Origin of the sequence: Delftia sp. ZNC0008 (assembly GCF_000799035.1) — a bacterium.
Lineage (GTDB): Bacteria > Pseudomonadota > Gammaproteobacteria > Burkholderiales > Burkholderiaceae_C > Comamonas > Comamonas tsuruhatensis.
The window spans coordinates 1-7,293 of sequence record NZ_JTKZ01000291.1; the positions used below are offsets into that span (position 1 = coordinate 1).

Genomic DNA, 7,293 nt, shown 5'->3' on the forward strand with positions numbered 1-7,293 from the left:
CCGCGTCAGCCTTGCCGCACGCCGCGCGCACCATGCGCGGGCATGCCGGCCCCCACCCTGCACCACGGCGGGGAGGCCCGCCCGCATCTGCCGATTTCATGCAGAAAAAGTCAGGGCTGAACTTCTCTGGAGTGCCGCAAATCCGCAGGGAATACCCTCTGCTGGCACGCGTTTCGCTTGTCTACATTCTTGCATGCAAGTTGCAGAGCCACTTGCATACAAGATTCCACAACTTGCGAAAGACGACTATGCGCCGCTTTGCCAGATCACTGTTCGGACAGGTGGTGATCGCACTCATCCTGGGTGTGCTCGCCGGAATATTGGCCCCTGAATGGGCCGTGAAACTCAAGCCCCTGGGCGATGGCTTCATCAAGCTCATCAAGATGATCATTCCCGTGCTGGTGTTCTGCGTGGTGGTGCACGGCATCGCGGGCGCGGGCGACCTCAAGCGCGTGGGCCGGGTCGGCGTCAAGTCGCTGATCTACTTCGAGGTGCTGACCACCATCGCCCTGGTGCTGGGCCTGGTGCTGGCCTTCGTGTTCCAGCCCGGCGCGGGCATGAACGTGGACCCGAGCAAGCTCGATGCCTCGGCCATGAGCGCCTATGCCAGCAACGCCGACAAGCTGACCAGCGGCGGCACGGTGGACTTCCTGATGAAGCTCATCCCCACCACCGTGGTGCAGGCCTTTGCCACGGGCGACGTGCTGCAGGTGCTGCTGTTCGCCGTGCTGTTCGGCTGCGCGCTGACCATGCTGGGCGAGCGCGGCGCGCCCGTGCATGCGCTGATCGACACGCTGTCGAACGTGCTGTTCAAGATCATGGGCATCCTCATCAAGCTGGCGCCGCTGGGCGTGCTGGGCGCCATCGCCTTCACCGTGGGCCAGTACGGCATAGGCTCGCTCAAGCAGCTGGGCATGCTGGTGCTGCTGTTCTACGTGGCGGTGATCTTCTTCGTCTTCGTGGTGCTGGGCCTGGTGATGCGCTTTTCGGGCTTCAGCCTGATCAAGCTGCTGCGCTACCTGCGCGAGGAGCTGATGGTGGTCTTCGCCACCACCTCCTCGGACAGCGTGCTGCCCCAGATCATGGCCAAGCTGCGCAACCTGGGCGTGCGCGACTCCACCGTGGGCCTGGTGATTCCCACGGGCTACTCGTTCAACCTGGACGCCTTCTCCATCTACATCACGCTGGCGGCCGTGTTCATCGCCCAGGCCACGAACACGCCCATCGGCATGGCCGACCTGCTGACCATCCTGGCGATTGCGCTGGTGACCTCCAAGGGCGCCCACGGCGTGCCGGGCTCGGCCATCGTGGTGCTGGCGGCCACGCTGCATGCGATTCCGGCCATACCCGCCATCGGCCTGGTGCTGGTGCTGTCGGTGGACTGGTTCATGGGCATTGCCCGCGCGCTGGGCAACCTGATCGGCAACTGCGTGGCCACCGTGGCCATCGCGGCCTGGGAAGGTGACATCGACCGCGAGCGCGCCCATGCCGTGCTCGACGGCCTGGCCGACAATCAGGGGCCCGACGCCGAGCCCTCCGGCGCCGCCGCCGTCCCCGCAACCGTGACTCCTGCCCACCCTGCAACGCAATGACACCTGTAAGCCCCCAGCACATCGCCGAGCGCGTCGTCGAAGCCATCCTGGCCCAGAAACTGGCGCCCGGTGAACGGCTGGGGGAGCAGGAGCTGGCCGACAACTTCGAGGTCAGCCGCACCATGGTGCGCGAGGCGCTGATGCAGCTGCAGGCGCGCGGCTTCGTGCAGGTGCAGCCCCGGCGCGGCTGGTACGTGGTCCAGCCCTCGGCCGAGGAGGCGCAGGACGCCTTCGCGGCGCGCCGCATCATCGAGACCGGCATCCTGGGCGAGGCCGGGCGCCCCCTGCAAAGCGTGATCGGCCAGCTGCGCCGCCACATCGCCCAGGAGCAGGAGGCCATTGCGGGCGCCGACGCCGCCACGCGCGCCTTCCTGCTGGCCGACTTCCACGTCTGCCTGGCCGAGCAGATGGGGCACCGGCTGCTGGCGCTCACCCTGCGCGACCTCACGGCGCGCACCACGCTGGCGGCCACATTGTTCCAGTCCACCCACAGCGCCAGCCAGTCCTGCGCCGAGCACGAGCGCATCGTCGAGGCCCTGGAGCGCGGCGACACCGAGGGCGCCAAGGCCCTGCTGCTGGAGCACATCGGCACGGTGGAGCGTTCGCTGGAGATCCGCCCGAGCGAGGCGCCCGACGCCGGCGACCGCCTGCGTGCCACGCTGGCGCCCCTGTTCGGGGGATAACCCTGTGTCGGTGGGTCGGCAAATTTCCACCGACCGTCGCTAAAACGCCAATCCGGGCCCTACGGGGCGCACTGTCATGGTGCCGACACGGCTGACTGCATACGCTGCTGAGTTGGCGCATTGCGCGCCGTTCATCAACCCACCACTGCTTCGGATATGACCCAACGTCCTATGTCCTTTTCCCGCACTCCCCTGCTCGCGTCCCTGTGCGCGGCTGCAGTCCTCACGGCCTGCGGCGGCGACGGCGGCTCGTTCTACCTCACGCTCGACGGAAAGCAGCCCCAGGTGATCGCCCACCGCGGCTTCTCGGGCAAGTTCCCGGAGCAGACGCGCATGGCCTACGAGGCCGCCGCCGACGCGGGCGCGGACATGCTCGAACTCGACATGCACCTGACGAAGGACTGCCAGCTGGTCGCCCGCCACAACGCCTGGCTCAGCGACAGCACCAACGTGGCCGACGTGGCCAAGACCAATGCCGAAGTGGCGCGCCGCCAGCGCACTGCGGCCGGCGTGCTGGTCAACGTGAAGTACCCCGCCGTGCCTGCCAACGGCCCCTCGCAATACCTGAGCGACCAGCTCGATGCCAACGATCCCAAGTCCGTGCTCAAGGCCCTGGTGGTCGATGGCGAGGACCACCGCAACGACTGGTCCATCAGCGACTTCACGATGCAGGAGCTGCGCACCTGGCTGGGCGGCACGATCCTGGACAACCGCAGCGAGCGCCCCACCGAGTGGAACGGCAAGCTGCCCCTGATCAGCGCCCAGGACGTGCTGGACATCGCCGCCGCCAAGGGCAAGGCCCTGGGCCGCACCATCCCCGTCTACGCCGAGACCAAGAACCCGTACTGGAACAACCAGCAGGCGATCGCCAACGGCTGCGGCGCGCCCGGCTCGCGCCCGTTTGAAGACGCGGTGATCAAGCTGCTGGACCAGAACAAGCTCAACGCCAAGGATTCGCCCATCTACATCCAGAGCTTCGACCCGGCCAGCCTCAAGTACCTGCGCCAGGCCGGCATGAAGGCCAAGGGCGTGCAGCTGATCGACGGCAACGACTTCAATCTGCGCGACGGCTCCATGGTCTACATCACCAACGATGAGTGGACCTTCATCAGCGGCCGCCCCTACAGCTGGACCCTGGCCGGCGACGCGCGCACCTTCGCCACCATGCTCACGCCCGCAGGCCTGGCCGAGATCAAGACCTATGCCGACGGCATCGGCCCCTGGAAGCCCCAGGTCCTGGCCCACTCCGTCGTGCCCTACAAGGACGGCGCCGGCCTCAAGGACGTGAACACCGTCAAGGACACGGGCCTGATCCGCGACGCCCACAAGGCCGGCCTGATCGTGCACAGCTTCACCTTCCGCAACGAGCCGGGCCGCCTGGCCGGCCTGTACAAGGGCGACCCCGTGCAGGAATACCTGGCCTACTACCGCCTGGGCATCGACGGCGTGTTCACCGACTTCACGGACACGGCCGTGGCGGCGCGCAAGGCGTACAACAAGGAAATCGGGCTCTGATCGAGCGCTGAATGCCGCTGCGGCGGCGTCCATAAAAAAGCCAGGGCACGCCCTGGCTTTTTTCTTGCAACGCGCGGCACCAGTCCGCGCGGACAAACGTTCTCACCCCAGATTCGGCGCCAGCAACCGGCGCAGTTCCTCGATGTCCATGCCCCGGCGCGCGGCCATGTCGGCGAGCTGGTCCTCGCCGATCTCGCCGACGTTGAAGTAGACGGCGTCGGGGTGGCCGATGTAGAAGCCGCTGACGCTGGAGGCCGGGTTCATGGCCAGGCTTTCGGTCAGCGTCATGCCGATCTCGTCGGCCTTGAGCACGGCGAACAGGTCGGTCTTGGCGCTGTGGTCGGGGCAGGCCGGGTAGCCGGGCGCGGGGCGCACGCCCTTGTACTGTTCCTTGATCAGCGCTTCGTTGCTGAGGTCCTCGTCGGGCGCATAGCCCCACAGGTCCTTGCGCACGCGCTGGTGCAGGCATTCGGCGAAGGCCTCGGCCAGGCGGTCGGCCAGGGCCTTGAACATGATGCCGGAGTAGTCGTCCAGCGCGTCCTGGAACTCCTTGTCCTTCTTCTCGGCGCCGATGCCGGCCGTGACGGCGAACAGGCCCGCGTAGTCCTGGATGCCCGATTCCTTGGTGGCCACGAAGTCGGACAGGCAGCGGCTGGGGCGCATCACGGGCTGGCCATCCGGGCCTTCCACCATCTGCTTTTCGGTCTGCTGGCGCATGCCGTACCAGGTCATCAGCACCTGGCTGCGGGACTCGTCGGCGTAGAACTCGATGTCATCGCCCACGCGGTTGGCAGGGAACAGGCCGATGGCGCCGTTGGCCTGCAGCCAGCGGCCTTCGATGATCTTCCTGAGCATGGCCTGGCCGTCGGCCAGCACCTGGCGGGCCTGCACGCCCACGATCTCGTCGTCGAGGATGGCCGGATAGGGGCCGGCCAGGTCCCAGGTCTGGAAGAACGGGCCCCAGTCGATGTATTCGGCGATCTCGGCCAGGTCGAAGTTGCGGAACACGCGCCGGCCCAGGGCGCGCGGCGCCACGGGGGCCTGGGAAAAGTCCACGGGCGTGGCGTTGGCGCGGGCCTTGTCCAGCGGCCACAGCGGCGTCTTCTTCTTATTGGCGTGCTGGGTGCGGACCTTGTCGTAGTCGGCCTGGATCTCGGCCAGGTAGTTGCCCTTGTTCTCGCCCAGCAGGCTCTGGGCCACGCTGACGCTGCGCGAGGCATCGGGCACGTAGACCACGGGGCCTTCGTACTTGGGCGCGATCTTGACGGCGGTGTGCACGCGCGAGCAGGTGGCGCCGCCGATCAGCAGCGGAATCTTCTTGATGCGGAAGTAGTCGTCCTTGTGCATCTCGCCGGCGACGTACTGCATCTCTTCGAGGCTGGGCGTGATCAGGCCCGACAGGCCGATGATGTCCGCGCCCTCGGCCTTGGCCTTGGCCAGGATCTCGTGGCAGGGCACCATCACGCCCATGTTGATGACCTCGAAGTTGTTGCACTGCAGGACCACGGTGACGATGTTCTTGCCGATGTCGTGCACGTCGCCCTTGACGGTGGCGATGACGATCTTGCCCTTGCTGGACACGTCCAGGCCCGCCGCTTCCTGCTGGCGCTTTTCCTCTTCGATGTAGGGCACGAGGTGGGCCACGGCCTGCTTCATCACGCGCGCCGACTTGACCACCTGGGGCAGGAACATCTTGCCGGCGCCGAACAGGTCGCCCACGATGTTCATGCCGTCCATGAGCGGACCTTCGATCACGTGCAGCGGGCGGCCGCCGCCCTGCACCACGATCTGCTGGTAGGCCTCTTCAGTGTCGACGACGATGAAGTCGGTGATGCCGTGCACCAGGGCGTGCGACAGGCGCTCGCCCACGGTCTTCGGGTTCTCGGGCGTGCCGCGCCATTCGAGCTTCTTGCTGTCGTCCTTGGCGGCGCCCTTGGCGGCGTCGGCAATCTCCAGCAGGCGTTCCGCAGCGTCAGGGCGGCGGTTGAGCACCACGTCTTCCACGCGCTCGCGCAGTTCGGGCTCCAGGTCGTCATAGACGCCGACCATGCCGGCGTTGACGATGCCCATGTCCATGCCCGCCGAGATGGCGTGGTACAGGAACACGGTGTGGATGGCCTCGCGCACGGGGTCGTTGCCGCGGAAGCTGAAGCTCACGTTGGAGACGCCGCCCGAGACCTTGGCGCCGGGCAGGTTGCGCTTGATCCAGCGCACGGCCTCGATGAAGTCCACGGCGTAGTTGTCGTGCTCCTCGATGCCGGTGGCCACGGCGAAGATGTTGGGGTCGAAGACGATGTCCTCGGGCGGGAAGCCCACCTCGTCCACCAGGATGCGGTAGGCGCGCTCGCAGATCTCGATCTTGCGCTGGTAGGTGTCGGCCTGGCCCTTCTCGTCGAAGGCCATGACCACGGCGGCCGCGCCGTAGCGCTTGATCAGCCGGGCCTGGCGCTTGAATTCATCCAGGCCTTCCTTCATGGAGATGGAGTTGACGATGCCCTTGCCCTGCAGGCAGCGCAGGCCGGCCTCGATGACCTCCCACTTGGAGCTGTCCACCATGACCGGCACCTTGGCGATGTCGGGCTCGGAGGCGATGAGGTTCAGGAAGCGCACCATGGCGGCCTTGCTGTCGAGCATGGCCTCATCCATGTTCACGTCGATGACCTGGGCGCCGTTTTCCACCTGCTGGCGTGCCACGGACAGCGCTTCCTCGTACTGCTCGTTGAGGATCATGCGCGCAAAGGCCTTGGAACCCGTGACGTTGGTGCGCTCGCCCACGTTGACGAACAGCGTGCCCTCGCCGATGGAGACGGGCTCCAGGCCCGACAGACGCATGGGAGGGGGAGTGAAAGAGGACGACATCAAGCTCACCTGCAAAAACGGCATGGCAACAGGTGAGCGTCGTTGGCACCGTGGGCGCGGTCCGGCCGGGAACCTGCACCTGGCCCAAGCCTGACGCGGCACGCGATCCGGTGTACGGATGGGCGGGTGCCGCGCTGCAACGCTCCTCGGGCCAAAGCCCGGGATTCTACGGCGGCTGGCGGCGGCCTGCAGTGCGGGTTTTACGCCCGCATTCGGGGCAGGCCTGCACAAAGCCATGCGGCACTGCACCAAAGCGCGGCAGCGCGGGCCGCTGGCGGCGCCTTCGGGGCGGATTGTCGATGCCCCATCGCCCCGGATTCTTTGCAGCGCCTGAGGACAACGCTCCTTTTTTTGCATCTGGCACGCAATTCGCTATCTGCTGGGTACGTGGTCTGACCAGTCAGGCCAAAACCCTCCACCCGCGCCAGCCCATGCAAAGCATTCCGATCTCGATGGCCCAGACGCTGCAGCAGCACATCCTGAGCGGCCACTACCCCGGCGGCAGCCAGCTGCCGCCGCAGCGCGAGCTGGCCCGGCAGCTGGGCATCAGCCGCGCTTCGCTGCGCGAGGCGCTGTCCATGCTGGAGGCCCTGGGCCTGGTCGAGATCCAGCCGGGCAAGGGCGTGCGCATCAACGGCACGCGG

Annotated in this window: 5 protein-coding genes and 1 riboswitch; of the genes, 4 read left to right on the top strand and 1 reads right to left on the bottom strand. The window is 66.9% G+C overall.

From position 1 onward, the window contains the following. The first annotated feature begins 248 nt into the window (after window positions 1–248). The 3 genes from L995_RS09770 (at window position 249) to L995_RS09780 (ending at window position 3,790) form a co-directional block, all read left to right on the top strand. Window positions 249–1,592 carry a C4-dicarboxylate transporter DctA gene (locus L995_RS09770; RefSeq protein ID WP_047471266.1) on the top strand — a complete coding sequence of 448 codons (1,344 nt, stop codon included), beginning with the start codon at window positions 249–251 and terminating at the stop codon, window positions 1,590–1,592. Beyond that, on the top strand, window positions 1,589–2,275 hold the full coding sequence (locus L995_RS09775) for a GntR family transcriptional regulator (RefSeq protein WP_016448699.1): 687 nt from the start codon (window positions 1,589–1,591) through the stop codon (window positions 2,273–2,275). The genes L995_RS09770 and L995_RS09775 overlap by 4 nt, the downstream gene beginning before the upstream one ends. Before the next feature lie 171 nt (window positions 2,276–2,446). Then, on the top strand, window positions 2,447–3,790 hold the full coding sequence (locus tag L995_RS09780; RefSeq protein ID WP_017406328.1) for a glycerophosphodiester phosphodiesterase family protein: 1,344 nt from the start codon (window positions 2,447–2,449) through the stop codon (window positions 3,788–3,790). Window positions 3,791–3,892: 102 nt separating this feature from the next. Here the strand turns inward: L995_RS09780 and metH are convergent, their stop codons facing one another. Beyond that, window positions 3,893–6,622, bottom strand: coding sequence for a methionine synthase (gene metH, locus L995_RS09785; RefSeq protein ID WP_082001528.1), 2,730 nt, complete (start codon window positions 6,620–6,622; stop codon window positions 3,893–3,895). Between the two features lie 54 nt (window positions 6,623–6,676). Continuing rightward, window positions 6,677–6,803, bottom strand: a riboswitch (S-adenosyl-L-homocysteine riboswitch). A gap of 277 nt (window positions 6,804–7,080) precedes the next feature. Here metH and L995_RS09790 point away from each other — a divergent pair. Then, on the top strand, window positions 7,081–7,293 hold a 213-nt coding region (locus L995_RS09790), incomplete at its 3' end, for a FadR/GntR family transcriptional regulator (RefSeq protein ID WP_156136027.1).

Coding starts and splice junctions, on each gene's coding strand:
- L995_RS09780 (WP_017406328.1), top strand. CDS start 2,447: ATGTCCTTTTCCCGCACTCCCCTGCTCGCGTCCCTGTGCGCGGCTGCA.
- L995_RS09775 (WP_016448699.1), top strand. CDS start 1,589: ATGACACCTGTAAGCCCCCAGCACATCGCCGAGCGCGTCGTCGAAGCC.
- L995_RS09770 (WP_047471266.1), top strand. CDS start 249: ATGCGCCGCTTTGCCAGATCACTGTTCGGACAGGTGGTGATCGCACTC.
- metH (WP_082001528.1), bottom strand. CDS start 6,622: ATGCGTCTGTCGGGCCTGGAGCCCGTCTCCATCGGCGAGGGCACGCTG.